The sequence below is a fragment of the Pseudomonas sp. R1-6 genome, assembly GCF_051132115.1.
In the GTDB taxonomy this organism is placed as follows: Bacteria; Pseudomonadota; Gammaproteobacteria; order Pseudomonadales; family Pseudomonadaceae; genus Aquipseudomonas.
In genome coordinates this window covers 1,570,335-1,596,796 of record NZ_CP071662.1, presented here as the reverse complement: position 1 = coordinate 1,596,796, position 26,462 = coordinate 1,570,335, and the positions used below count along the sequence as shown (strand labels likewise).

Below are 26,462 nucleotides of genomic sequence, written 5' to 3'. Positions count from 1 at the left end.
CCAAATATCCGATCCGGGAACCCACCATGACCACTTTGAACCAAGCCCATTGCGAAGCCTGCCGCGCCGATGCCCCACAGGTCAGCGACGAAGAACTTCCAGTACTGATCAAGCAGATTCCCGACTGGAACATCGAAGTGCGCGACGGCGTGATGCAGCTGGAAAAGGTTTTCCTGTTCAAGAATTTCAAGCACGCCCTAGCGTTCACCAACGCCGTCGGCGAAATCTCCGAGGCCGAAGGTCATCACCCGGGCCTGCTCACCGAATGGGGCAAAGTCACCGTCACCTGGTGGAGCCATTCGATCAAGGGCCTGCACCGCAACGACTTCATCATGGCCGCCCGCACCGATGAAGTTGCCAAAACCGCCGAGGGCCGCAAGTAATGCATTTCGATGCCATCGGCCGCGTGCCCGGCGACCCGATCCTGGGCCTGATGGAGGCCTACGGGGCGGACAGCAACTCTGGCAAGTTCGACCTGGGCGTTGGTGTCTACAAGGACGCCCAGGGTCTGACGCCGATTCTTCAGTCAGTGAAACAGGCCGAGCAGTGGCTGGTGGATCGCCAGTCCACCAAGACTTACATCGGCGGTCATGGCGACGCCGCGTTCGGCCAATTGATGAATGCGCTGGTGCTGGGCGCCGATTCACCGTTGATCGCCGGCAAACGCGCCGGTGCCACCCAGACCCCAGGCGGCACCGGCGCCCTGCGCTTGAGCGCCGACTTCATCGCCCAGTGCCTGCCGGGCCGTGGTGTCTGGTTGAGCAACCCGACCTGGCCGATCCACGAAACCATCTTCGCCGCCGCGGGCGTCAAGGCCAGTCATTACCCCTACGTGGGCGCCGACAACCGCCTGGATTTCGAGGCAATGCTCGCCACCCTGGGCCAGGTGCCAAAAGGCGATGTGGTGTTGCTGCACGCGTGCTGCCACAACCCGACCGGCTTCGACCTGTCTCACGAGCAATGGCGCCAGGTGTTGGAAGTGGTGCGCAGCCGTGGCCTGCTGCCGTTGATCGATTTCGCTTACCAGGGCTTCGGCGACGGGCTGGAGCAGGACGCCTGGGCCGTGCGGTTGTTTGCCGAAGCGTTGCCCGAGGTGCTGGTCACCAGTTCATGCTCGAAGAATTTTGGCCTTTACCGCGACCGCACCGGTGCGCTGATTGTCTGTGCTCGCGATGGGGAAAAATTGACGGACATTCGCAGCCAGCTGGCCAACATCGCCCGCAACCTTTGGTCGACACCGCCGGATCATGGCGCGGCGGTGGTGGCGACGATCCTCGGCAATCCGGAACTCAAGGGCATGTGGGCCGACGAAGTGGAAGCCATGCGCCTACGCATCGCTCAACTGCGCGGCGGTCTGCTGGAAGCACTCGAACCCCACGGCTTGCGTGAGCGCTTTGCCCATATGGGGGTGCAGCGCGGGATGTTTTCCTACACCGGCCTGACGCCGGAACAGGTCAAGCACCTGCGCGAGCGCCACAGCGTCTACATGGTCGGCACCGGCCGGGCCAACGTGGCCGGCATCGATGCGACGCGCCTGGATGCCCTGGCGGTGGCGATTGCGGATGTGTGCAAGTAATGGCCATCGTCGGCTGCTGATCTTATGGCGAGGGAGCTTGCTCCCGCTTGGCTGCGCAGCAGTCGTGTACAGGCCTGGCGCGGTGTACCTGGGACATAGCGTCGTTCCATCCGGGCGGCTTCGCCGCCCCAGCGGGAGCAAGCTCCCTCGCCACAGTGGATCAAAGCCGCCTCAGGTTATCCGCCGCCCTTGAGAAGTTATTCCCCCGTCCAGGCCCGGACAAACCGCCCGATATCTTCCTGTGGTGCCGTGCGCGCCTCTTTCTGCGGCGTCCCAAGGTAAAGGAAACCAATCACCTCCTCGCCGTCTTCAAGCCCCAGGCCCCGGGCCACATGCGGCGAGTAAGCCAGCTCACCCGTACGCCACACGCCGCCTATCCCTTGTGCATAAGCGGCCAGCAGAATGCCGTGTGCCGCGCAGCCTGCCGCCAGCAATTGTTCAGGCTTTGGAATCTTGAAATGGTCTTGCAACCGCGCAATCACTACCACCACCAGCGGCGCCCGTAGCGGGCCGTTGAGGGCTTTCTCCACGACGGCTTCGGGCACCAGCGGATCATTGAAGCGCGCTGCTTCGGCCAACAGCTCGCCCATGCGATGGCGTGCCTGCCCCTCCACCGTCAGGAACCGCCACGGGCGCAACTGGCCATGGTCGGGCGCGCGCATCGCGGCCGCGAACATGACTTCGCGCTGTTGCGGCGTGGGCGCCGGGTCAACCAGGCGTGGCACGGAAACACGGTTGAGCAAAGCATCTAAAGCCTGCATCGGCGACCTCCTGGAAAAATGTTCGGCTATTCTAGTGGCTGTTCCGTCAATCCGTTAGCCCGAATTCAGAGACAGGCAACGCCGGACGCCGGTTTACACGCCGCTTGTCGCAGGTAGAATGGCGCCCTTTCCTCTTTCAGACCGAGCGGACTTCATGGCGTTGCCGACCCTGCGGATCATTGGTTTCATCATCGGCATCTTCCTGATCACCCTGGCGATCTTCATGGTCGTGCCGATGGCCACGTTGCTGGTCTACGAGCGCACCGGCGACCTGCCATCGTTCCTCTGGTCAAGCATGATTACTTTTGTCGCCGGCCTGGCACTGATTCTTCCCGGACGCCCCGAGCACGTCCATCTTCGGCCCCGGGACATGTACCTTTTGACCGTCAGCAGTTGGCTGGTGGTGTGTGTGTTTGCCGCGCTCCCCTTCCTGTTGACCCAGCACATCAGCTACACCGATTCGTTCTTCGAAAGCATGTCAGGCATTACCGCCACCGGCGCGACGGTGTTGAGCGGCCTGGACACGATGTCGCCCGGAATCCTGATGTGGCGATCGCTGTTGCACTGGCTTGGCGGCATCGGCTTTATCGGCATGGCCGTGGCGATCCTGCCGCTGTTGCGCATCGGCGGCATGCGGCTGTTCCAGACCGAGTCGTCCGACCGCTCGGAAAAGGTCATGCCCCGCTCGCACATGGTGGCGCGGCTGATCGTGGCGTCCTATGTGGGCATTACGGTTCTCGGCACGCTGGCGCTCTGGTGGGCCGGGATGAGCCTGTTCGATGCGATTAACCATTCGATGTCGGCGATTTCCACCGGTGGTTTTTCCACCTCGGACCTGTCCCTGGCCAAATGGACCCAGCCAGCGGTGCATTGGGTCACTATTGTGATCATGATCCTCGGCAGCCTGCCGTTCGCCTTGTATGTCTCGACGTTGCGGGGCAATCGCCGGGCGCTGATCAAGGACCAGCAAGTCCAGGGGCTTATCGGCGTGCTGCTGGTCACCTGGCTGGTGCTTGGCACCTGGTATTGGGCGACCACCGACCTGCATTGGCTCGACGCGCTGCGGCATGTGGCGCTGAACGTGACGTCCATCGTCACCACCACCGGTTTCGCCTTGGGCGACTACAGCCTCTGGGGCAATTTCTCACTGATGCTGTTCTTCTACCTGGGTTTCGTCGGCGGCTGCTCGGGCTCGACCGCCGGCGGAATCAAGATTTTCCGCTTCCAGGTCGCCTACATCCTGCTTCGGGCCAACCTTAACCAACTGATCCACCCGCGTGCGGTGATCAAGCAGAAATACAACGGCCATCGCCTCGATGAAGAAATCGTGCGCTCGATCCTGACCTTCTCGTTCTTCTTCGCCATCACCATCTGCGTGATCGCGCTGCTGTTGTCGCTGTTGGGCGTGGAATGGATGACAGCGTTGACCGGCGCGGCCAGTACCGTGTCCGGCGTCGGCCCTGGGCTCGGCGAGACAATCGGCCCGGCCGGCAACTTCGCGCCGCTGCCGGACGCGGCCAAGTGGATCCTCTCGGGCGGCATGTTGCTGGGCCGGCTGGAGATCATCACGGTGTTCGTGCTGTGTATTCCTGCGTTCTGGCGTCACTGACCGGCTTGGCCACGCCCCGCGCCCGATAGTCGCCGGGTGTGGTACCGAACCAACGGCGGAAGGCCCGGAAAAAATTGCTCGGATCGGCAAACCCGAGCAAATAGGCGACTTCCAGCAAGGTCATGCTGGGTTGCGCCAGGTATTGCTCGGCCAGTTCGCGTCGGGTGTCGTCCAGCAAACTCTGGAAACTGGTGCCCTCTTCCTGCAAGCGCCGCTGCAAGGTGCGCTGGGACAAGTGCAGCGTCTGCGCCACCACGTCACGCTTGGGCTCGCCCTGGGGCAGCAACCGGCACAGCACTTGCCGCGCCTGGTGAGTCACGCGGCTGCCTGAAAACCGCGCCAGGTATTCCCCCGCGAACCGGTCGTGCAACAGCGCCATGGCCTCGTTGGCCGTGGGCAGTGGTGTTTCCATGTCGTCCTGCTGGAAAATCAGCGCATCGTAGGGTGCGTCAAAAACCAGCGGCGCGCCGAAGGCCTGTCGATAAGGTGCAACGTCAACGGGTTCGTTGCCTTGGAACAGCACTTTCACCGGATGCAAAGTGCGCCCGGTCAGCCAACTGCACAAGGCCAGCGCGCAAGCCAGGGACGCTTCGGCACTTTGCCGGGTGGGCGGGAGGTGGTCGCCGTGCACCGTCAGGATCAGCCCATAACCTTCATCCAAATGGCGGAAGCTCAAGTCGGCGCTTTCGGCAATGATTCGTTGATAACGCACCAACCGGCGGAACCCTTCGGCCAGCGTCCGACTGGACATCAACGCGTAACCGACCACATGGAACGATGCCGGGCGCACCACCTTGCCCATGTTCAAGCCGATGGCCGGATTGCCCGACTGCTCCACCGCAAGCTGCCAGAGCCGTGTCATCGAATCCTGGGGAAAGCGCGCATCCGGATCGTCCAGCGCCTCGAAATCCAGCCCCAGTTGCTTGAACAGCGCCCGACAGTCCAGGCCGTCCATTTCCAACGCCTTGACAATCCCCATCGCCCAGCTTGAAGAAGTGGTTCGTTCGCTCATGACGTTTACTTGCATGACGAGCCGCAGGGTACGGCTGGATTTGCGGAGGATATCAGTGTCCTGTCATACGAACAGTATTTGTAAGACAGGACACTAGAGTGGCGCTGATTGTCACTGGCCGTTGCGAACGGCCGCTCTAGACTTGGTCATGAGCCATGAAACACCGGTCGCCAGAACAATAACCAAAGAGCCCGCAGTCTTGGAAAACACTAAACGATTCAACACCTTCGCCGAGTTTTATCCGTACTACCTCAGCGAACACCGCAACAGCACCTGCCGACGCTTGCACTTCATCGGTACCTCCCTGGTCCTGCTGGTTTTCGCCACGGCGCTGGTGGTCGGTGCCTGGTGGCTGTGGGTCGCCCTGCCGGTGGCGGGCTACGGTTTCGCCTGGGTCGGGCATTTTTTCTTCGAGAAAAACCGTCCTGCCACTTTCCAACATCCCCTTTACAGCCTGCTCGGTGACTTTGTCATGTACCGCGACATGCTGCTGGGCAAAGTCGCGTTCTAGGAGGGCTGTCGATGAATTCTCACGCACGCTTCACCCACATGCAGGACGGGACCCAGGAAGACTGGGCGATCATCGCGGCCGACTTCAGCGCCTATGCGCGGCAGCTGCCGAGTCGGGTTCTCGCTCATTTGAAATTGCTCGACGGCGATTTTGGCGGGTTCCCGGTGGATCGCATGACCCATTCCCTGCAAACCGCCACGCGCGCCTACCGCGACGGGCGGGACGAGGAGTACGTGGTCTGCGCCCTGCTTCATGACATCGGCGATACGTTGGGCACCTACAATCACCCGGACATCGCCGCGGCGATCCTCAAGCCGTTCGTCAGCGCCGAAAACCTGTGGATGGTGGAAAAACACGGGATTTTCCAGGGCTACTACTTTTTCCATCATTTGGGCATGGACCGGCATTTGCGCGAGCAATTCTGCGAACATCCTCAGTACCAGGCGACCATCGACTTCTGTGCGAAATACGACGCCGCGGCGTTCGATCCCGAATACGACACGCTGCCGTTGAGCTTCTTCGAGCCGATGCTGGAAAGGGTGTTCGCCGCGCCGAAGCAATCCATCTACAAGGCGGCGATGGCCGAACAGCCCTGAATTCTTGCAGACGCAGCCACAGGTTCTAAGTGGGTGGATAGACAGGCCGGCGCTCTAGGCAGGCTCAGCCACTTTCAACTCAGCCTTGAGCAGCGCCTCCCGCGCCTGGGCGTCCGCCAACCGATACAGCTCGATCGTCCCATCCCAATGTTCGATCAGCGCCGTGCAGGATTCGACCCAGTCGCCGCAGTTAAGGTATTCCACCTCGCCCACCTTGCGAATCTCGGCATGGTGGATGTGCCCGCAGACCACCCCGTGCAACTCACGCTTCACGCATTCATGGGCGATGGCTTCTTCGAAATCGCTGATAAAACTGACGGCGGTCTTGACCTTGTGCTTGAGGTACGCCGACAGCGACCAATAGCCGTAGCCGTAACGGGCCCGCCAATGGTTGAGCCAACGGTTCAGCGTCAGGGTGAATTCGTAGGCCCAATCCCCAAGGAACGCCAACCAACGGTGGTAACGGGTGATGACATCGAACTGATCGCCATGGATCACCAGCAGGTGCCGGCCGTCGGCGGTGACGTGCACCGCTTCGTCCACCAACTGGATATTGCCCAGTATCAGCTTCGAATAACGCCGCAGGAATTCGTCATGGTTGCCGGTGACATAGATCACCTCGGTGCCGCGCTTGCTCATGGTCAGCAGGCGGCGAATGACATTGGTATGGGCCTGGGGCCAATACATGCCGCTGCGCAGTTTCCAGCCGTCGATGATATCGCCCACCAGATAGACCTTGTCGGCGTGGTAGCCCTTGAGGAAGTGCGACAGGTGTTCGGCCTGGCAATCCCGAGTGCCCAGGTGCACATCGGAAATCCACAGGGTGCGTACACGTTGCTTGCGGCTGGGCCTGGCGAGCTCGGCGCTGGTCATGGGGGCAACCCTCTGATCGTTTTCACCACAGTGCACCCGAGCGGTTAATGCTCCGTGACAGCAATAAGTCGATTACATGACAGCGCGGGGCGCCGCGCCCTCGGTGTAGACTGGCCGCCTGACAAGGGAGACTGCGATGAGACCGATCCTCACGCTACGCCACTACAGCCACGATCTGATTGTCCACAGCCACGACCACGCGCAACTGGTGTTCGGGTTGTCTGGCGCGCTGGACTTCGAAGTCGAAGGGCGTGGCAGCCAGGTGGTGCAGCAGAGTTTCGTGGTGGTACCGGCCGGTGCTCATCATGCGTGCGGCAGCCCACGGGGCAGCCGTTGCCTGGTACTGGACGTGCCGGATGATGAATGGATCGGGCAATGCCTGGGCGACCATGCCGATGCCAGCCGCCGATTACTCGACAACAACACCCGCCTGCCCCTGGATGCGGGGCAAAGCCAACTGGTCAGTTGGTTGGCGGGCAGCCCGGTGGACGACCCGGTGATTGCACAGCAAGGCGCGGTACTGTTGCTGGCCAGCCTCAACGGCGGGCGTTTGGAAACCACCGGTGGCCGGCGCCTGCCCTACGCGGCGCTCAACGCTCACATCGACCAATATGCCGCTTATCCGCTACAGGTGGCGGACCTGGCGCAAGTCGCAGGGCTTTCCAGCGCTCGCCTGCATGCCCGTTTCGTCGCCGAATGCGGCCAGACACCGATGGAATACATCCGCAGCCGCCGCTTGCACAAGGCACTTGAGCTGCTGCGTGACTCGCAGTTGGCGATCGGCGAGATCGCCCATCGCGTTGGCTACAGCTCGCAAAGCGCTTTTGCCGCAGCCGTGCAGCGCGAATTCGGCGTCCCGCCGGGCAAGCTCCGGCAACCGCGCTAGTCTCGCGCTAAAAATCGCTAGGATCGCGACAGACGAAAGCGCTTGGCAGCGGGCTTAATAGCCGAACGTCCCACCGTTGAACAAGGATTGCAATGACACCCCGTACCGCCCTCGGCGCCCTGCACATCGGCGCACTCATGTTCGGCCTCACCGGCGTGTTCGGTAAGCTCGCCGCAGCCTCGCCGGCCGTCATCGTGTTTGGTCGCGCGGTGTTCGCCGTGCTGGCGCTGGCGGCGTTTGCCCGGTTCGCCAGCCCTACCCGCTGGGAAAAGCTGCGGGGCCGGGACCTGCGCAGGTTGCTGCTCGGCGGGCTGTTGCTCACCGGGCACTGGGTGAGTTTTTTCATTTCGGTGAAAGTCGCCGGCGTTGCGATCGCCACCCTGGGATTCGCCAGTTTTCCGGCCTTTACGGTGCTGCTTGAAGGGCTGAATTTCCGCGAGCGCATCCGCGCCAACGAAATCCTCTTGGTGGTGCTGGTGAGCGTCGGCCTGGTGTTGGTCACGCCAACCTTCGACCTGGCGAGCGGCGCTACCACCGGGCTGCTCTGGGCGGTGGCCTCGGGGCTTTTGTTCTCGTTGTTATCACTGACCAATCGCGCCGGTTCAGGACACGTGCCCCCGGTGCAGGCCGCGCTGTGCCAGAACGTCGTGGTCGGACTCTGCCTGTTGCCAATGGCCGCGCCGCAATTGGCCGACGTTCGTCCGCTCGACTGGTTGTGGATCGGCCTGCTCGGGGTGTTCTGCACCGGCCTGGCCCATAGCCTGTTCGTCGCCAGCCTCGCGGTGATCAAGGCCCGCACCGCCGCGGTGGTGTTCGCCATGGAGCCGGTCTACGGCATCACCATCGCCTGGCTGCTGTTCGACGAAGACCCGACCCTGCGCATGTTGCTCGGTGGCGCGCTGATCATCGTTGCGATCGTGGTGTCGAGCCAGCTGGACGGCACAAAGAAATCCAGCGCCGGCGCCCAGGCCCCGTCTCACTGAGCCCGGTCACTGGATTCTGTCGTTGTGCCCCAGGTCGCGCTCCGGGTCGATCTGGTCGCGGACCCGCTGCTTGAGCACCTTGGCCTCGGGAAAACCTCCATCCGCCTTGCGCTCCCAGATCTGGGTACCATCGCAGCCAATGTGGAAAACCCCACCGGTGCCTGGCACCAGGGACACCTTGCCGAGGTCGTCGCCGAACGTGCTTAGCAGTTCCTGGGCCAACCAGGCGGCACGCAGCAGCCATTGGCACTGTGTGCAATAAGTGATGACGATTTCCGGTTTCTGCGCGGTCATGGGATCAACTCCTGGTTGCAAAGGCGTCGTTATACTACTCGCCTTTGATTGCCTACCCGGAATTGACGATGCGCCGCCTGCTGCCTTGCCTGCTACTTTTGCTATTGCCCCTGCTCGGCCAGGCCAACGAGCCCGCCGTCGAAACATCGCGCCCGAAGATCGGCCTGGTACTGTCCGGCGGCGCGGCCCGTGGGCTGGCCCACATCGGCGTGCTCAAGGCCCTGGAGGAACAAGGCATCAAGATCGACGCCATCGCCGGCACCAGCATGGGCGCGGTGATCGGCGGCCTCTATGCCTCGGGCTACAAGATCGACGAGCTGGAAAAACTCGCCCTGGGCATTGATTGGCAACAAGCCCTGTCCGATGCCCCGCCGCGCAAGGACGTACCCTTCAGGCGCAAGCAGGATGACCGGGATTTCCTGGTCAAGCAGAAACTGAGCTTTCGCGACGACGGCAGCCTCGGCCTGCCGCTGGGAGTGATCCAGGGACAGAACCTGGCCCTACTGCTCGAAAGCCTCCTGGCCCACGCCAGTGATACCCGGGACTTCGACAAACTGCCGATCCCCTTCCGCGCCGTGGCGACCGACATCGCCACCGGTGAAAAAGTCGTGTTTCGCAAGGGCCACCTGCCCAAGGTCATCCGCGCCAGCATGTCGATCCCGGCCGTGTTTGCGCCGGTGGAGCTGGACGGCCGCCTTCTGGTGGACGGTGGCATGACCGACAACATCCCTTTGGATGTGGCTCGGGAAATGGGGGTGGACGTGGCCATCGTCGTTGATATCGGCACCCCACTGCGCACCCGCAAGCAACTGGTCACGGTGGTGGACGTGTTGAATCAGTCAACGACGCTCATGACCCGGCGCAACTCCGAAGAGCAATTGGCCACGTTGGGGAAAGATGACGTGTTGATCCAACCGGCCCTGGCAAGCTTCGGTTCCACCGACTTCGGACGAGCGCAGGAAATAGTCGATGCCGGTTACCGCGCCACACGGATACTCCAAACGCGCCTGGCGCACTTGCGTCCCGCCGAGCCGGCCGACGCCGAACTGCTGGCGGCGCGCACCCCGAGCGAGCGCACCCCGGTCATCACCGCGATCCGGGTGGAAAACGATTCGAAAGTCGGTGACGACGTGATCCGCTATTACATTCGCCAGAAGATCGGCGAGCCGCTGGACCTGGGGCGCCTGCAAACCGACATGGGCACGCTGTACGGCCTGGATTATTTCGAGCAGGTGCAATACCGCGTCGTACACAAGGGCGCGGAAAACACGCTGGTGATCAATGCCCGGGGCAGACGCACCGGCACCGATTACCTGCGCGTGGGCCTGAGCCTGTCGGACGACATGCGCGGCGACAGCGCCTTCAACCTTGGCGCCAGCTATCGGGTCAACGGCATCAATCGACTGGGTGCGGAATGGCTGACCCGGGCGCAGATCGGCGACAAACAGGAGCTGTACAGCGAGTTCTACCAACCGCTGGATGTCGGCTCGCGCTACTTCGTCGCGCCCTATGGACGGTTCGAATCGCGCAACGTCGATTCGATCCTCGACAACGATCCGGTGGCCCAGTACAGGGTCGAGCGCTATGGCTTTGGTCTGAACCTGGGTCGCCAGATCGGCAACAGCGGGGAGATCCGCTTCGGTGTCGGCCAGGCCTGGGGCAAGGCCGACGTGCGCATCGGCGACCACGACCAGCCCAGCGAGAATTTCAATGAGGGCTTTTACGAGCTCAAGTATTCCTTCGACTCCCTGGACAACGTGTACTTCCCCCACGAAGGCGAAGACATCGGTTTGTCCTGGCGTCAGTACGAACCGGGCCTGGGCTCGGACCAGCGCTACCGCCAATGGGAATTCAAACTGGACAAGGCCCTGAGCAGCGGCCCGGACACGTTCATCCTGGGCGGTCGCTACGGCCGCACCCTCGATACCGCCGAAGTTGTGACCTCCAGTTTTGTCCTCGGCGGCGCTCGGCAATTATCAGGCTTTCGCGAGGACGGGATATCCGGCCAGAACATGAGCCTGATGCGCGCCGTGTATTACCGCAGGCTCACGCCTCGGGCCTACCTGCCGTTGGATTTCCCGCTGTATATCGGCGGCTCGCTGGAGCGTGGTCGGGCCTGGAACAACGACAACGAGTTCGACAGTGGCTACATCAACGCCGCCAGTATTTTCCTGGGTTTCGACACGCCGCTGGGCCCCTTGAACTTCAGCTATGGCGTAAATGACGACGATGAGCAGGCGGTGTATTTGAACCTGGGGCAGACGTTCTAAAGAACACAGCCCCTACCTTGTGGGAGCGAGCCTGCTCCCAAATGCGGTAGACCGGCTAGCACTGGTTGTGAATACACGACTGTCATCCCGAGCAGGCTGGCCCCCACACGGGATTCCCGTCGGCCTTGCAATCGCCTCAGCGAATCCCGGCGAGCAAAACCCGGGCGGTTTCCCTGAGCGGTTCATCGCCCTCTTGCAGCAGCTCTTCCAGCAACGTGATGGCGCTCTTCAGATCGCCCTCGTCGATGCAATTCTGGGCTTCTTCGAGTTTCTCCGAGTGCTCCGATGTGTGCGGTTCGAAGGAGACAGGTTCGAGGGAGAGGGATTCGAATTCGGGTTCAACGGGCGCTGGCTCCAACTCCAGCGCTTGCTCCTCATCGGCAAACCCATCGAGGAAATCATCGTCCAACGACTCCGTTTCCAACGGCGCGCCCCATTGCAGGTCCGTCTCATCGAAGCCCGATAGGGTCAGCGTATCGGCGGCAGCGGCCGGCGGTTTTGGGGGCTCTGGGGATGCCCGTTGGTCATCGGCCAGGTCCCAGCTGTTCTCCAGGGAAAGTCCATCCAGGTTCAACTCGAACTCATCGCTGGGCGCGGCCACAGGTTTCGGCGCGGGCACTGGTGCCTGGAGTTCTGTCGGCGTTTGCGTCGCAGCATTAACGAGGGTGACCCTGGGGTAACGCTTGCGGACGTCTTCCAGTGCCTGGCGATCGACGCCCTGGGCCGATAAATGGCTCTCCTGGGCTTGGAAGCCGATCACATCGCCCTGCTTGCCCAATACATCCAGCAACTTCAGGCCCAGGTCGGTACGGTCCGGCTCGGCCAGCAGTGCCGCGCGCAGCAGCCCCGCGGCTTCAGTGAAACGGCCATACGTCAGGTAGATCCCAACGCCCTCGAGCACGTCTCCCAAAGGCGCATCGCCATTGTTGAACGACGAGGCGACCTCGGGATGCTCTTTGTCGGCACTCTCGGCATAGGTTTCGGTGTCGTCATCCAGGGCCAGGTCCGGACGCTCGGCCAATGGCACAGGCCTTGTCACTTCCTGTTGTTGACGGTGACGAAGGAACAGCAAAAGCGCAAGCAACCCAACCAGCCCCACCAATCCCCCTACCCACAACCAGTCGACGCCTTCGGTTTGCGTCGCTGGTGCTGTCTCGTCCATCGGCAAGGCTTCGGCGGGTTCGGTTGATTCGGCAGGTTCCGGAGCAAGTTCCGAGGTGATCTCAGGTGACGATGCCTGGGTCAGTTGCGCCTGGAGATCGCTGATCTGCTGGCGTTGAGCGGCGATTTCCTGGTCCTGAGCCTGGATCCTGGCTAGCAGTTGTTCGATAGTCTGCTGTTGCTGCTGGCCTTGCAGCACACTGGCTGCCAATTGCTCGGCATTGTTGTCGGGCGCGGCGGGAGCCGGGCTGACAGGACTCTGGGCTGGAGCAGGCAGGATGGCCGAATCGGGAAGCAACAAGCGTTGGCCGATGGAAAGTCGCTCGCTGCCGGGGTTCAAGGCCTGAATCCCCTGCATCAGTTCATTGACCGATGCATTGCTGCCCGCATCGTGCAGGCGCTTGGCGATGATCCAAGGGTTGTCGCCCTGCACCACGGTGTAGCGTTTGCCCTGTGTGGCCGGAGGCGGCTTGATGGCTGCCTTTGTCTCGGCCGGGGCGGAAGGCTCATCAACAGACGGAGCTATGCCGGGCGCGCCCGGTGGATCGATCAACACGGTGTATTCGCGCAACAAACGCCCGTTGGGCTGATTGAGCTGCACCAGAAAGTTGAGAAACGGCTCCTCAACCGGTTTGCTGGACGTCACCCGAATGAAACTGCGCCCGCCACGCAGCACGGGGGTAAAGCGCAAATTATTGAGGAAGAATACCCGCTCCACGCCCGCACGACTGAAATCCTCCGCCCCCGCCAGGCTGGCGGACAGGTCGCCCTCGCTGAGGCCCGCCGCGTCAACCAAGGCGATATCGGCGCGCAACGGCTGGTTCAGGGCGGAATGGAGCGTGATCTCACCCAGCCCCAGCGCCGACGCCAGGGCTGGAAATCCCAGGACACCCACGACGACCGACACGTTGATCCAACTGCGCAACGTGGACTGCAAACTTTCAAGCATGGGTATCCCTTTGATCAACGACCTATGCGAAACGCTTCCAATACGATCGCTTAGTACTGGTTATAGTTCGCTAACCGTCGAATCTCAAAAGTCGGATGCCAGGGATATGCCTCAGGATTTTTCAAGGTTGGCCAGGATCGTGCCGTGAACCCGCATGCAAACCCGCATGTCCGCTTCATCGACGCCCTCGAACAACTCCCGGCGCAACTGCGTGGCAATGGTTTCGATTTGTTCGATCAGCGGTAACGCCGGGGCGCACAGCACGATTTTCTTGGCCCGACGGTCTTCGGCCACGGCTTGGCGTTGCACCAGCCCCTGGGTTTCCAGGCTATCGAGCAAGCGGGCCAGGGTCGGACCTTCGACGGCGACGCTCTGGGCCAACTCGCGTTGGGTCGGCGCCTGCTCGAAACGGGCCAGGTGCAGCAGCACCAGCCAGCGCGCCTGGGACAGGCCCAGCCCGGCGAGACGACGATCCAGTTCGGCGCGCCAGCCTCGGGACATTTGCGCCAACTGCATGCCAAAACGGTGTTGATCGGTCAAAGGCATAAAAAACTCATCAAATCTGAAATAGAGAAAAACTAATTATTAGTCAGCTAAGCATGAGCTTGCGGTTCAGGCAAGGCTCGCACTGTAGTGAATCGTTAAAGGAATGTAACTGGCTGATCAGACTTCAAATTCCGATTGCAATGCAGCCCTGACGCAATACAAAACTCCTTCTGGGACACGTCCTACAAACAATGCGGCAACTTCCGATACGGGAGGCAACTCGCCCTCCCCATCGAGGAACGCATCCTGAACCTCGCCCATCAATTCTTCAGGCAGATCCAGCGCCTGCTCCAGGGACAGTTGTTGTTCGCCAATGGCCTCGGCCAACATCGTGTAGACGTTCTTTTCCGAGCATTGCAACTGTCCGGCAATCTGCAGCGGGGTCATGCCGGCTCGAGCCAAGGTGATGAGTTCGTGGCGTACATCGGCCACCGCTGGCGGTGTCTCGGCTTCGCCGCCCAACACCTGGAGGAAGGCCTCGCCATAACGCTCCAGCTTGCGCGCGCCGACACCACTGACCCGGGCCATTTCCGCCAGGGAAGTCGGTTGGCTGCGGAGCATTTCCAGCAAAGTGGAATCGGGAAAGATGACATACGGCGGTACACCGTGTTCCTCGGCCAGCTTGCGACGCAGGGCGCGCAAGGCTTCCCACTGATCGCGCTCTTCGCCGCGCACCAGTTGGCTGGCCTGGCTCTTGCTGCTCTTGACCGCTGTCGCGGGCTTGAGGTCGCGGCGCAGCTCCAGGGTGACCTCACCCTTGAGCAAGGGGCGGCAAGTCGCGCTCAGGCGTAAGCCGCCGTAGCCTTCCAGGTCGATGTCCACCAGCCCGCGCGCCACCAGTTGCCGGAACAATGACCGCCATTCGCTTTCGCTGCGGGCCTTGCCCACGCCAAACACTGACAAGTGCTGATGACCGAAGCCACGGACCTTCTCGTTGTCCTTGCCCAGCAGCACATCCACCAGATGCCCCACGCCATAACGCTGGCCCGTGCGATAGATCGTCGAGAGTGCCTGGCGGGCAGGCTCGGTGGCGTCCCAGGTCTCCACTCCATCGACGCAGTTGTCGCAGTGCCCGCAAGGCTGGGGCATGTCTTCGTCGAAATAGGCGAGCAGGGTCTGGCGTCGGCAGCGGGTTTCTTCGCACAGTGAAAGCATCGCGTCGAGCTTGTGCTGCTCCAACCGCTTGTGACGTTCATCGCCCTCCGAGTTCTGCAGCATCTGCTTGAGCATCACCACGTCTTGCAGGCCGTAGGCCATCCAGGCATCCGCCGGCAAGCCGTCACGACCGGCACGCCCGGTTTCCTGGTAATAGGCCTCGAGGGACTTGGGCAAGTCAAGATGAGCGACGAAACGCACGTTGGGCTTGTCGATGCCCATGCCGAACGCCACGGTGGCGACCATGATCAAGCCTTCTTCGTTGAGAAAGCGCTTCTGGTGATAGGCCCGCAAGTCATTGGGTAGCCCCGCATGATAGGGCAATGCCGGGAAACCTTGTTCGCTGAGGAACGCCGCCACCTCCTCGACTTTCTTGCGCGACAGGCAATAGACAATGCCCGCGTCGCTGCGCCGCTCCGCGAGGAACGCCAGCAACTGCTTGCGCGGCTGCTCCTTGGGCACGATGCGATAGAAAATATTCGGGCGGTCGAAACTGGAGAGGAATCGCTCGGCGTCTTGTAGATGCAGCCGCTCAATGATTTCTTCACGGGTGCGCTTGTCGGCGGTGGCCGTCAGCGCGATCCGCGGTACATCGGGAAACAGCTCTGCCAGTTGCCCCAACTGCAGGTATTCGCGACGGAAATCATGACCCCATTGGGACACGCAGTGAGCTTCGTCGATGGCGAACAGGGCTATTTCCAAGCCCTCTAGAAAAGCCAGCATGCGCGGCTGCACGAGGCGCTCCGGCGCCAGGTACAGCATTTTCACCTCGCCACGCTTGATGCGCGCCGCCAGGTCCCGCTGCTGCTCGGCGCTCAAGGTGGAATTGAGCGATGCGGCGGCGACACCCAGCTCTTCAAGCGTGGCGACCTGGTCATCCATCAAAGCGATCAGCGGCGAAACCACCACCGCCAGACCATTGCGCAGCAGCGCGGGCACCTGGAAACACAAGGACTTGCCACCGCCGGTGGGCATGAGCACCAGGGCATCGCCACCGCTGGCCACGCGCTCAATAATGGCACCCTGGCGGCCACGGAAACTGTCGTAGCCGAAGATGTCCTTGAGAACGCGTTGAGCCTGTTCGAGCATAGAAACTCCAAAATCACCAAAACATCCCTGCAAGGCTGGTTCAGAATCCAAAAGACTGCACCGACAAATCGTAAGTGGGCGTTTCGAACCGGCGGGACGCCGCAGGGCATCACAAAACGCGGCAGTATACCCGAGGGCTTCGTTGCGAAGGGGGTTGCTGACAAGAGGCGCTAGCGGCGAGTGTTGGACCAGGCCCAGACCTGCCAAAGATCGCCCTGACATTGAGTCATGCCCGGCCAACGAAGAGGCAAATCCACCACGCGGCTGGCCTGAGCGCTCAAGAAGGCCTAGAATTCCCGCATTGTTTATTCCCCAAGGTAGCCCGTAATGTCCTTCGCTGAGCAACTGACCCGCCTGCAAGTCTTCCTCGACGCCGATGAGCTGCACGAAGAGGCGCTGGATTACGTGGCCGCTCATGGCTATCTGACTGCCCTGTCGATCTGCGCGGAATCGGTGCCCGATCGTGAGTGGATCGACGCCCTGTTCGCCGAAGAACCGCACTACGCCGACGAAGCCCAGCGCGCTGAAATCGAAGCCACGCTGGTGGGCCTCAAGGCCCACATCGCGCGTCAACTGGCTTCCGATGAGGAATTCGAGTTGCCGTGCGAGCTGGACCTGGGCGACGACCCGGACGATTCGGAACTGCGCGGCTGGTGCATCGGTTTCATGGAAGGCGTGTTCCTGCGCGAAGCCGCCTGGTTCGAAACCGCCGAGGAAGAAGTCAGCGAAATGCTGCTGCCGATCATGGTCGGTTCCGGCCTGTTCGACGAGCAACCGGAGTTCGAAGACATTGCCAAGGACGCGAACCTGATGGACGACATGATCGTGCAGATCCCGGAAGCACTGACGGCCCTGTACCTGCTGTGCAACGCACCGGACGAGAAGCCGGCGATTCTCAAGCCTCGCCACCACTGAGTCACCGGGTGCGCGCCCCTATCGGCAAGCGCCCGCTGATCCTGCGTTACGCTCTGCTGGCCGTCGGCTGGCTGAGCGTGGTGCTGGGGGTCATCGGCATCTTCATTCCCGTTCTCCCCACCACCCCCTTCCTCCTCCTGGCCGCTGCCTGTTTCGCTCGCAGTTCGCCGCGCTTCTACCAATGGCTGGTGGAACATCCCCGCCTCGGCCCGTGGATCGGCGACTACCTCAGCGGCAACGGCATCCCGCTCAAGGGCAAGGTCTACGCCATCGGCTTGATGTGGGTAAGCATCCTGCTCTCGTGCTACCTGGTGCCATTGCCGTGGGCGCGGGTCTTCATGCTGACCAGCGCGGTGCTGGTGACGGTTTACATACTCCGGCAAAAAACGCTGCGCCGGCCCTGATGCAGAAGGTCGCGTAGCGTCGCAAAGGGTTCTGGACCTTTCGTCGCGAATCGCTGCCGACCTGTCAACCTTGACAGTAGCCAGCGCGCCACGGTCGAGGCTCAATGTCATCATTTCGTCATGCTTCAACCATAGCGTCGCCCCAAGGAGCGTGGTCATGCCCGACATTTCCTTCCCACTCGGTTCCTACGCCAATCAAGTATCGCCTCGCGCCCGCCATGCAGCCAAACGGCTGCCCCCTACCGTGCGTGCCACGTTGCCCTGCCCCAGGTTGGAAGAGGCCTCTCCGCCGGATGTGTTCGACCCTGGCAAAGAGTTCGAAGTCGTTCACGTGCTGATCGAATATCCGCAAATGGCCCGCAACGACATTCTTAGGTGCTACTGGCTTGGGGAAGATTCGTTGGGGTGTACCAGCGGCAAATTTACCGTCTCCGACGTCTTCGAAGGCCGTCCGGTGCGGTTCGCGGTGGGGACAGAATTTGTCATGCCGAACATGGGCCGACGTGTCAGGGTGAGCTATACCTTGTGGCGCGCCGGCACGCGGGAATATGAATACTCATCGGTACTCAACTTGTTGGTGCGTGAACTCATAGCATGACCCGCTCCAGCAGAGCCCTCCCGTAGCCGAATAGACAACACCCGGCATTTCGCCGGGTGCTGCCCACTTCGTTTCAGCTCAAACCGTGTCCACCTTCAACGAATGATCATTGAGCATTCCGTTGATGATCGTCGCCGTATCAGCCCCGCCAATCATTCCACCCGATCCCGGCGTCACCCCGTAATGGCTGGCAAGATCGATGCCGGCCAGGTCGATGGTCTGGTTCGGCGTGGCGCCCGCGGTGCTGCTGACGTCGATGCTGGTCACGACCGATGCGCCGGTTCCGGTAACGGTGAAGTGCAGGTAGTCGTCCAGGGACGCCGCGCTGCCGTTTTCGCCCAGTAGCAGTTGGGACAGGTCGAGTTTGTCCAGGCCCGGGGTGAAGTCGGTGATGACGTCGTGGCCGCTGTTGCCAGCCTGCCATTGGAAGGTGTCCGCGCCGCTGCCGCCGCTGAGGATGTTATTGCCCAGGCCGCCAATCAAAATGTCGTCGCCGCCCCCGCCGTTGAGCACGTCATGGCCAAGGCCGCCATCGATGCGATTGCCCGAGCCGTCACCCGTGAGGGTGTCGTTGAAATTCGAGCCAACGAGGTTTTCGATGCCGGCCAGGGTGTCGGTCCCGGCCCCGAGGGTGTTTTGCGCGGCCAGCAGGCCGAGGTTCACGGTGACGCCTGCCGTGGCATGGGCATAGCTGGCGGTATCGTTGCCGGTGCCGCCGTCGAGCAGGTCGTTGCCGACGCCGCTGTAGAGCACATCATCCCCTGCCCCACCGTGCATGGCGTTATTGCCAGTGCCCGCGCTGAGAACATCATCGCCACCGCCGGCGTTCAGCACGTTGTCGCCATTGCCGGCCAGCAGCACGTCGTCGCCCGCCGTCCCCGTCAGGGTGTGACCGGCTTGATAGCTGATGCCTACCCCGGCGCTATCGCTGCCACCGTGGTTGTCGCTGGCGGTGTAGGTGCCATGGAAATCCGGCGTGCTGTTTTGAGCGCCCGCGTAGTTGACCGTCAGGGTCAGCTGGTAGTTTTCCGAGCCATTGCCGTTGCCATTGCCAGGATTGGGAATGTTGGTCACATGGATCTGGTAGTTGCCAGTCGCCGCCGCCGTGAACGAGGCACCGTCGCTGATCGCGATGAAGGGCCCGCCATTCAAGGAGTACTCCATGGCGATGCGGCCCGCGGCCAGGTTGTGATCCAGTTTGAGGGTTTCGCCCTGCTTCAGGCTGATGTTGAGCCGGTCTTCATCGTTGGCGTTGCTGTTCGACACCGCCCCCAGCGCGCCACTGACCACCAGCACCGCTGTCATGCTCGCGGCATTGGCGACGAAGGCGCTGCGGTTCAGGTTGATCGACTGGACGTTGTTGCCGGCGAAGCTTGCGGTGCCGGTGCTGCCGGTGAAGTCCGCGCCCTTGGCAACCCAGCCTGTGTTGAAACTGGTCGGCGACGCGGTAAGCGGGTCGCCATTGGCGTCGCTGTCGTTGCCCAGCAACAGCTCACCGGGGACTACGATATTGCCCGACAGCACGTTGGTTATGACGTTGTCATCGGTCGCCACCGGCGGGCTGTTGGGTTGGACCTTGATGACCAGGTTGGAGCTGGCCAGGTCGCCATCGTTATCACTGAGGGTGTAGCCGATGTTCTCGGTGATCAACGTACCGGTGGCGGTCTGGGAGGTGTAGCTGAACGCCCCGGTGTCGAGGTTCACCACCAGAGTGCCGTCGTGGCCGGTAGCGATGCTGACCGTGTTGGTCGCCGTATTGAAGACCCCATGATTGGTGCCACCGCTGGCAGTCAGTGCTCCCTGGCCACCGTTGGCGTCCGGGTTGTAGCTGTAGGTCGTGCCGTCCACCAGGAGGCTTTTGACAAATCCGCCGTCGGCGCCGAACGAACCGCCCTCCCCGAGCAGGCTGCCGGTGACCGGCACGCCCTGCACGGTACCGGAAAGCACCGAGTTGAGCTGGTTCAGGTCGGTGACCACGACCGCGTTCGTGTCGGTGTGGGTGCTGCCGTCGTGGGCCAGCGGATCGAGATTGATGTTTCTCGCGCCGCTGCCCAGTCCGATGGCGTAGTTCTTGATGCCATTGGCATCGAGAAAGGCTTTCCACGCGACCTCGTCCGCCGAGCCGATTTCGCCCAAGGTCGGCTTGCCGTCGGAAAAAAAGTAACCAACGTTTTGTGCGCCAACCAGTTTGCCGGAGGTTGCGAACGCAGTCTGGGCCGTGGCCACTGCCGCGTCGTAATTGGTATCACCGTGCGCTTTCAGCGCGGCGATCAGCGTTTTGGCGGTTGCAACGTCCACCCAGACGGCACTCTGGTCGGTGGCGCTGCCGCTGAAGGTCACCAGTTGGACTTTCACGTCGCCCATGTCGTCGTATTTGTCGAGCAAGGCGCTGACCGCCTGCTTGGCCAGGTCCATTCGCGAAAGCCCCGGGACACCGGAGGCATCTTTCATGCTGCCGGAGACGTCGAGCACGATCAGCAGGTTCGAGTCGATCTCGGTCGCCGTGACCGAACGCTCGGACGCGACAGCCTTGGGTACGTCATCGACGATGCTGACCACCAGGTTGCCGGTGGTGCTGTTGCCCAGGGCGTCAGTAGCCTGATAGGTGAAGTTCTCGGTCAATACGTTCGGGCCATTGTTGGCATTGGGCGACGTTGCCGCCGCAGACGTCAGCGTATAGGTGTAGGAACCATTGGGGTTGAGCGACAATTGGCCGTGGGCGCCGTTGGCATCACCCACCAGGGCGAACGTGACGGCTCCGGTTGCGCCAGTGACCGAGCCTACCAGGGAGCCAGTCGCGGTTTCGCTGGTGGAGTCTGGCTCGCTGCCGGTCGTGGTGCCGGGCGCCAGGTCCTGGCCGTCCTGTTTCAGGTCCAGGGCCTTTTCGTAGACGGTGATGTCATGGTCGGTCTCGGCAACCAGGCAACTGTTGTGCACATCGATGGTGATGGTTGTGGTGCTTTCATCGCCGTCACCGTCGCGCACGGTGTAGGTGAACACATCAGTTGCACCTGGCGCGCCGACGGAGTCCGGATTGCTGTGATAGACCGCATTGCCGTTGGCATCCAGCGTCAGGTAGCCATAAGCGCCATTGATCTGCGTATTGAGGCCGCCGTTGGCGGGGCTTGAGGTGTCGTTGCCAGCGCGCACGCCAACCACCGTGCCACCGTCGGCACCAAGCACGTCGTTGTGCAAAACGTTGCCGCTGACCGTCCCGCCCTCCACCACCGCGGCGGTATCGCAATGCGCCTTGGGCACATCGTCGACAATATTGATGACGATGGTACTGGTGACGGTGTTGCCGAGTGAATCCGTGGCCTGATAGGTAAAGCTTTCACTCAGTTCATTCGGGCCATCGTTGGCGGCGGGCGTTGTCGTGGCGGGCGACGTCAGGGTGTAGGTATAGGAACCGTCCGGGTTGAGCAACAGTTGACCGTGGGCGCCGGTGGCATTGCCGACCAGGGCGAACGTGACGGCGCCAACGGCACCGGTCACCGAGTCCAGCAGGCTGCCGCTGGCGGTTTCGCTGGTGGCGTTCGGCAGGCTACCGGTGACGGTGCCGGGGGCCAGGTCCTGGCCGTCCTGGTTCAGGTCGAGCGCACTTTCACGCACGCTGACTTCATCATCCGGTGCGGCGACGAGGCAGCTGTTATGCACGTCAATGGTGATGGTGGTGGTGCTTTCGTCACCGTCGGCGTCGCGCACGGTGTAGGTGAAGACGTCGGTGGCACCCGGGGCGCTGACGGCATTCGGATTGCTGTGGTACACAGCGTTGCCATTGGCGTCCAGGGTCAGGTAACCATAGCTGCCGTTGATCTGGGTATTGAGGCCGCCGACGGCCGAGGTCGAGGTATCGCTGCCGGCGCGAACGCCGATCACCGCGCCGCTTGCCGCAGGCCCATCGGCACCGCCCTCATCGTTGTTGAGAACGTTGCCGCTGACCGTCCCGCCCTCATCCACCGAGGCGGAGTCGGCATGAGCGGTAGGCAAGTCATCGACAATGTTCACGTCCAGGTTGCCGGTGGCCGTGGTCCCGTTATCGTCCGTGACCACCACGGTAAATTGCTCGCCCAGGCTGTTGGCGCCGCTGGCGTTGGGATGGGCTTCGTTGTCGAGCAAGGTGTAGCTGTAGCTGACCACGCCCGTGGCGGCGTTGAAGCCGGTCACGGTCAGGGTATTGCCCAGCGCCGTGGTGATCGATTGTGGAAAACCGGCGGCCACGCCACCGCTGACCACGGTGATGCCGCCGACGCTCAGGCTCTGCACGCCGTCCAGCGCGGTCACGGTGAAGGTGCCGTTTTGCGTCAGCGCCGACGTGTCCGGGCTGCTGCCGTCGTCGAGGTTGTTTTCCTGGACCGTGAGCTCGCCGCCATCGGTATCCAGGCCGGTGATGATCACCGGATCGTCGTTGTTGTGGACTTGCAACACCAGGTTCGCGGTGCTGGTGTCGCCATCGGCGTCGGTCAGGGTGTAGGTGAAGGTTTCCGTGCCGCTGCCGCCACCACTCAGGCCTTTGAAATCGGTATCGGACGCATTGAGCGTGTAGGTGTAGGACCCATCGGCGTTCAGGACGAGGGTGCCATAGGTGCCGGTGAACGTTCCGGGCGTGATCGGATCGGACGCCACCTGATCGGCGCCTTGGGTGTCGTTGGGCAGCACGCTGCCGGTGAGGGTCAGGTTGCTTTCCGACGCGGTGCCGGTGTTGCTGTCGTCCACGGCGTTGGGCACGTCATCGATGATATTCACGTCCAGGTTGCCGGTGGCCGTGGTCCCGTTATCGTCCGTGACCACCACGGTAAATTGCTCGCCAAGGCTGTTGGCGCCGCTGGCCTTGGGATGGGCTTCGTTGTCGAGCAAGGTGTAGCTATAGCTGACCACGCCCGTGGCGGCGTTGAAGCCGGTCACGGTCAGGGTATTGCCCAGCGCCGTGGTGATCGATTGTGGAAAACCGGCGGCCACGCCACCGCTGACCACGGTGATGCCGCCGACGCTCAGGCTCTGCACGCCGTCCAGCGCGGTCACGGTGAAGGTGCCGTTTTGCGTCAGCGCCGACGTGTCCGGGCTGCTGCCGTCGTCGAGGTTGTTTTCCTGGACCGTGAGCTCGCCGCCATCGGTATCCAGGCCGGTGATGATCACCGGGTCGTCGTTGTTGTGGACTTGCAGCACCAGGTTCGCGGTGCTGGTGTCGCCATCGGCGTCGGTCAGGGTGTAGGTGAAGGTTTCCGTGCCGCTGCCGCCGCCGTGTAACGCGACAAACTGCGGATCGCTGGTGTTCAGCGTGTAGGTGTAGGTGCCATTGGGATTGAGAACCAAAGTACCGTAGGTGCCGGTAAATGTGCCGCCAATGATCGGCCCGCTGTCAGGGCCGGTGGGAATGCGGTCCGCACCTTGGTGATCGTTGGGTAAAACGTTGCCGGTCAGGCTCACGAGGGTTTCCGACGCGGTACTGGCGTGGCTGTCGTCGATCGCCTGGGGCACGTCGTCGGTGATGTTGACGTCCAGGCTCCCGTTCGCGGTATCACCGTCGGTGTCGATTGCCACCACCGGGAATTGCTCGCTGATGGTGTTGGCACCACCGCCCGCCGGATGCGCTTCGTTGTCGGTCAAGGTGTAGCTGTAGGTGACGACGCCAGTGGCGGGGTCGTATCCGGTAATCGTCAGCGTGTTGCCCAGGGCCGAAGTGATGGACTGCGGGAAACTTGCGGGCACGCCACCGGTGATGACGCTGATGCCGCCGATGCTCAAGCTGCTCAGGCCGTCGGGAGCCGAGATGGTAAAGGTGCCGTTTTGCACCAATGCACCAGCATTACTGGCGGTGCCGTCGGCGAGGTTGGCCTCGTTGGCGGTCAGTTCGCCACCGTCCACGGTCAGGCCGTCGAGGTTGACGGGGTTGTCTGGGGTCTCAGGAATGACCGGCGCAACGGCTGCGTCGTCGCCATCCGGGTCAGCCGCCACCTCCAGCAGCGGAAATTCGGGTATGCCATTGAAGCCCGCGGTGGGGAAGCCGATCAGTGGATCGACCTGTCCACCGACTTCTTCCAGCAACACAAAGCTGTGCCCGCCGCCCACTGCGCCGGGGTTGCCGCCCTCGGCCCCGGCGGCCGTGGCCTCGCCAGTCTGGGTCGGGTCGGCGCCGGCCGCGATGGCTTGCTGCAGCTTCTGCACATCGGTCAGTTGGGCCTCGCTGGGCGTCGGCGTTTGCGGCGTGTCCACCCGCGGCGCCTGCTGATCGGCGAGCAATTGTGGGGTCAAGGTCAAGTCGCTGCCGCGACCCAGGGTCAGCTCATGGCCGTTCTGCAACTGCACCGCGACAGCGCCTTCGGCCCCGGTGACCAGGTGCTCGCCGGCATACAGCCGATCACCTTCGACCAGAGGACGCCGCAGCCCGCCGACGTCCTGTGCGAAAACCTGCCCTACCACCTTGCTGACGGTACCGATGAGCGCTGCCATGTGCATTCCCTCCGCTGCCAACCACAGTCGGCACCTGTCTGGGTGAAGATCGGTGCTGGGTAGCCGCCAGAATTTGGAAAATCTGCCAGCTTTCGAGACCGTACGAGGGACAGTCAAATTGCCATAACGACAAAAAAACGTCACTCAAAACTGTCTCACTTTTGAACCCTTCAGCACCTCTTCACATCGTTTCAAAAATTATGTGGAACTTTTTATTGACGCCTACAAACCGACGCAACCCTTATTCGGCGAGGCTTTCGCTTTGAACAATGTGCTGGATTTTTCCAAGCTCATAAGTTTTTTTTGGAATAACCGTTATGAGAAATTCTTCTTAGGTTTTTCCTAGGATGTTCTTAGCTGTGTTGTTACAAGGTTGAAACGGTTTTGATCTTTTAAACGTCAATATTCTGGCGACAACGAAGTACAACAGACCTCAGGAGAAGCACCCCATGCGCGTTCTTACCCCCCTCTGCAGCGCGGTTCTACTGGCCATGGCCTGCTCCTCTCAGGTTCAGGCGATGTCCCTGACCGAGGCGATCCAGAGCACCATCGCGACTCACCCGGAACTGGCGCAACGGGTAGACAGCCGTCTGTCGGCCAACGAGGACGTCAAGGTCGCCAGAGGAGGCTTCTTTCCGTCGGTGGATTTGAACGCCGGTTATGGCCGTGGCTACAGCGACAACACCAATACCCGGGCACTGGGCAACCATCACACCAACATCCTGACCTACACCCAGTCGGAGCTGCGCCTGCGGCAGATGATCTTCGACGGTTTTAATACCGCCAATGAGGTGGAACGTACCCAGGGCGTGGTCAATTCCCGGGCCTATTACGCCCAGGGCACCGCGCAGGATCTGGCGCTGCGGACCATCGAGGTCTACCTGGAAGTGCTCAAGCGTCGCGAACTGGTGACCTTGGCCAAGAACAACCTGCAAGCGCACCTGCGCGTCAATGACCAGATCGGCCTGCGCACCGAGCGCGGCGTGGGCAGTACCGCCGACTCCGATCAGTCCAATGCACGTCGGGCCCTGGCGGAAAACAACTACGACACCGCCCAGGTCGACCTGGCGGACGCGGAAGCAAATTTCTACAGCGTGGTCGGGCGCATGCCCGATGAGCTGGAAACCCCACCGTCCACCAAAGGCGAGATCCCCGTGGACCTGCGCGAAGCCCAGCAAAGCATGGTGGATAACAACCCGTACCTGAAATCGGCCCAGGCCGACATCCAGTCCGCCGAAAGCCAATACGAGGTGGCGAAATCACCGTTTTATCCGCGCTTCGACGCCGAAGCAGCCGTGGGCGCCAACAACAACCTGGGTGGCGAGGAAGGCCACGACAACAACTGGCGGCTGGGCGTGGTGATGAACTACAACCTGTTCCGCGGCGGCAGCGACAAGGCGCGGCTGGCATCCAACGCCCACCAGATCAACCAGGCGATGGACATCCGCAACAACGCATTGCGCCAGCTCAACGAAGACACCCGCCTGGCCTGGAACGCAATGCTCAACGCCCGCAAACAGACCCCGACCGCCCGGGAATACGCCGACACCACTTCTCGTGTGCGCGCGGCTTATCAAGATCAGTTCGGCCTCGGCCAACGCACACTGCTTGACCTGCTCGACAGTGAAAACGAGCTGTATAACGCCAACCGCCGTTACACCGAGGTGCGCTACACCGAGGAATACTCGATGTACCGGGTGTTGGCGAACATGGGCCTGCTGCTGCAGAAACAACGGATCGTGCTGCCGGCCGATGCGGTCGCGCAGACCGAAGTCAAGAACCAGGCACGGCTGCCGGAACTGAAGTAATCCAGTGGGAGTGATC

The 26,462-nt window shown here is 62.0% G+C and carries 20 protein-coding genes; 12 read left to right on the top strand and 8 right to left on the bottom strand.

What is annotated here, in order from left to right; genetic code table 11:
• Positions 1-26: 26 nt before the first annotated feature.
• Both J3P81_RS07480 and J3P81_RS07475 read left to right on the top strand, forming a co-directional pair.
• The gene (locus J3P81_RS07480; protein WP_420767404.1) at positions 27-383 is read left to right on the top strand and encodes a 4a-hydroxytetrahydrobiopterin dehydratase; all 357 of its coding nucleotides are present in this window, start codon (positions 27-29) and stop codon (positions 381-383) included.
• On the top strand, positions 383-1,576 hold the full coding sequence (locus J3P81_RS07475) for an amino acid aminotransferase (protein WP_434562960.1): 1,194 nt from the start codon (positions 383-385) through the stop codon (positions 1,574-1,576). The genes J3P81_RS07480 and J3P81_RS07475 overlap by 1 nt, the downstream gene beginning before the upstream one ends.
• A 197-nt stretch (positions 1,577-1,773) precedes the next feature.
• On the opposite strand, the gene J3P81_RS07470 is transcribed toward J3P81_RS07475, so the two are convergent.
• Positions 1,774-2,337, bottom strand: a complete 564-nt coding sequence (locus J3P81_RS07470) for an NAD(P)H nitroreductase (protein ID WP_434562958.1) — start codon at positions 2,335-2,337, stop codon at positions 1,774-1,776.
• Positions 2,338-2,491: 154 nt separating this feature from the next.
• On the opposite strand from J3P81_RS07470, the gene J3P81_RS07465 reads away from it, so the two are divergent.
• Positions 2,492-3,946: a TrkH family potassium uptake protein gene (locus tag J3P81_RS07465; protein WP_420767407.1), complete on the top strand. Its 1,455-nt coding sequence runs from the start codon at positions 2,492-2,494 to the stop codon at positions 3,944-3,946.
• Here the strand turns inward: J3P81_RS07465 and J3P81_RS07460 are convergent.
• Positions 3,903-4,958 carry an AraC family transcriptional regulator gene (locus J3P81_RS07460; protein WP_434562955.1) on the bottom strand — a complete coding sequence of 352 codons (1,056 nt, stop codon included), beginning with the start codon at positions 4,956-4,958 and terminating at the stop codon, positions 3,903-3,905. The two genes, J3P81_RS07465 and J3P81_RS07460, sit on opposite strands and share 44 nt — an antisense overlap.
• 199 nt (positions 4,959-5,157) lie before the next feature.
• On the opposite strand from J3P81_RS07460, the gene J3P81_RS07455 reads away from it, so the two are divergent.
• On the top strand, positions 5,158-5,469 hold the full coding sequence (locus J3P81_RS07455) for an Mpo1-like protein (RefSeq protein ID WP_420767409.1): 312 nt from the start codon (positions 5,158-5,160) through the stop codon (positions 5,467-5,469).
• Between the two features lie 11 nt (positions 5,470-5,480).
• The gene (locus J3P81_RS07450; protein WP_434562953.1) at positions 5,481-6,065 is read left to right on the top strand and encodes an HD domain-containing protein; all 585 of its coding nucleotides are present in this window, start codon (positions 5,481-5,483) and stop codon (positions 6,063-6,065) included.
• Between the two features lie 54 nt (positions 6,066-6,119).
• On the opposite strand, the gene J3P81_RS07445 is transcribed toward J3P81_RS07450, so the two are convergent.
• The gene (locus tag J3P81_RS07445; RefSeq protein ID WP_420767411.1) at positions 6,120-6,938 is read right to left on the bottom strand and encodes a UDP-2,3-diacylglucosamine diphosphatase; all 819 of its coding nucleotides are present in this window, start codon (positions 6,936-6,938) and stop codon (positions 6,120-6,122) included.
• A 136-nt stretch (positions 6,939-7,074) separates the two neighbouring features.
• On the opposite strand from J3P81_RS07445, the gene J3P81_RS07440 reads away from it, so the two are divergent.
• Together J3P81_RS07440 and J3P81_RS07435 are read left to right on the top strand one after the other, a co-directional pair.
• Complete coding sequence (locus J3P81_RS07440; protein WP_420767412.1) at positions 7,075-7,824, top strand: helix-turn-helix transcriptional regulator; 750 nt, start codon at positions 7,075-7,077, stop codon at positions 7,822-7,824.
• A 92-nt stretch (positions 7,825-7,916) separates the two neighbouring features.
• A complete protein-coding gene (locus J3P81_RS07435) occupies positions 7,917-8,807 on the top strand; it encodes a DMT family transporter (RefSeq protein ID WP_434562951.1) in 891 nt (296 codons plus the stop codon).
• A 6-nt stretch (positions 8,808-8,813) separates the two neighbouring features.
• On the opposite strand, the gene J3P81_RS07430 is transcribed toward J3P81_RS07435, so the two are convergent.
• Positions 8,814-9,101 (bottom strand): SelT/SelW/SelH family protein, encoded by a 288-nt coding sequence (locus tag J3P81_RS07430; RefSeq protein WP_420767414.1) that lies wholly within the window; start codon positions 9,099-9,101, stop codon positions 8,814-8,816.
• A gap of 68 nt (positions 9,102-9,169) precedes the next feature.
• Here J3P81_RS07430 and J3P81_RS07425 point away from each other — a divergent pair, with 68 nt between their 5' ends.
• The gene (locus tag J3P81_RS07425) at positions 9,170-11,371 is read left to right on the top strand and encodes a patatin-like phospholipase family protein (protein ID WP_434562949.1); all 2,202 of its coding nucleotides are present in this window, start codon (positions 9,170-9,172) and stop codon (positions 11,369-11,371) included.
• A gap of 136 nt (positions 11,372-11,507) precedes the next feature.
• On the opposite strand, the gene J3P81_RS07420 is transcribed toward J3P81_RS07425, so the two are convergent.
• The 3 genes from J3P81_RS07420 to recQ form a co-directional block, all read right to left on the bottom strand.
• The gene (locus tag J3P81_RS07420; RefSeq protein ID WP_434562947.1) at positions 11,508-13,481 is read right to left on the bottom strand and encodes a FimV/HubP family polar landmark protein; all 1,974 of its coding nucleotides are present in this window, start codon (positions 13,479-13,481) and stop codon (positions 11,508-11,510) included.
• A gap of 111 nt (positions 13,482-13,592) precedes the next feature.
• Positions 13,593-14,027: a MarR family transcriptional regulator gene (locus tag J3P81_RS07415; RefSeq protein ID WP_003199001.1), complete on the bottom strand. Its 435-nt coding sequence runs from the start codon at positions 14,025-14,027 to the stop codon at positions 13,593-13,595.
• A 117-nt stretch (positions 14,028-14,144) separates the two neighbouring features.
• Positions 14,145-16,271: a DNA helicase RecQ gene (gene recQ, locus J3P81_RS07410; RefSeq protein WP_434562945.1), complete on the bottom strand. Its 2,127-nt coding sequence runs from the start codon at positions 16,269-16,271 to the stop codon at positions 14,145-14,147.
• 327 nt (positions 16,272-16,598) lie between these two features.
• On the opposite strand from recQ, the gene J3P81_RS07405 reads away from it, so the two are divergent.
• The 3 genes from J3P81_RS07405 (at position 16,599) to J3P81_RS07395 (ending at position 18,188) form a co-directional block, all read left to right on the top strand.
• The gene (locus tag J3P81_RS07405; protein ID WP_420767418.1) at positions 16,599-17,186 is read left to right on the top strand and encodes a UPF0149 family protein; all 588 of its coding nucleotides are present in this window, start codon (positions 16,599-16,601) and stop codon (positions 17,184-17,186) included.
• A gap of 8 nt (positions 17,187-17,194) precedes the next feature.
• On the top strand, positions 17,195-17,590 hold the full coding sequence (locus J3P81_RS07400; protein WP_434562943.1) for a YbaN family protein: 396 nt from the start codon (positions 17,195-17,197) through the stop codon (positions 17,588-17,590).
• A 157-nt stretch (positions 17,591-17,747) separates the two neighbouring features.
• Positions 17,748-18,188 (top strand): hypothetical protein, encoded by a 441-nt coding sequence (locus tag J3P81_RS07395; protein WP_434562941.1) that lies wholly within the window; start codon positions 17,748-17,750, stop codon positions 18,186-18,188.
• Between the two features lie 78 nt (positions 18,189-18,266).
• On the opposite strand, the gene J3P81_RS07390 is transcribed toward J3P81_RS07395, so the two are convergent.
• A complete protein-coding gene (locus J3P81_RS07390; protein ID WP_434562939.1) occupies positions 18,267-24,638 on the bottom strand; it encodes a retention module-containing protein in 6,372 nt (2,123 codons plus the stop codon).
• Between the two features lie 449 nt (positions 24,639-25,087).
• Between J3P81_RS07390 and J3P81_RS07385 the strand changes: the two genes are divergently transcribed.
• Positions 25,088-26,446, top strand: coding sequence for a TolC family outer membrane protein (locus J3P81_RS07385; RefSeq protein WP_420767423.1), 1,359 nt, complete (start codon positions 25,088-25,090; stop codon positions 26,444-26,446).
• Positions 26,447-26,462: the final 16 nt, after the last annotated feature.